The following is a 255-nucleotide window of genomic DNA, read 5'->3' as shown; positions in this document are numbered from 1 at the left end:
GGATGCGTCCTGGCGAGAAGATCCGTGCCGAAGCCCTGCGCAAGCGGTTCAACACGGCCAGCAGCCCCGTTCGGGAAGCGCTCAACCGGCTCCTTTCAGAAGGCTTCGTCGCGCTCGAGGAGCAGAAAGGCTTTCGTGTCGCGCCGGTGAGCGCCGAGGAGCTGAAGGAACTCGTCAAGACGCGCTGCTGGATCGATGGCCTGGCCATTCGTGAATCGATCGATCGGTTCGACCTGGCATGGGAGGAGAATCTCA

The 255-nt window shown here is 62.4% G+C and carries 1 protein-coding gene; it reads left to right on the top strand.

What is annotated here, in order from left to right; all coding sequences use genetic code 11:
* The coding region (locus tag MRBLMA1_RS20070; RefSeq protein WP_363739300.1) for a GntR family transcriptional regulator at nucleotides 1-255 on the top strand (255 nt) is incomplete at both ends.

The organism is Sphingobium sp. LMA1-1-1.1, assembly GCF_040676365.1.
GTDB lineage: Bacteria > Pseudomonadota > Alphaproteobacteria > Sphingomonadales > Sphingomonadaceae > Sphingobium.
This window is presented reverse-complemented; position numbering and strand designations above follow the sequence as displayed.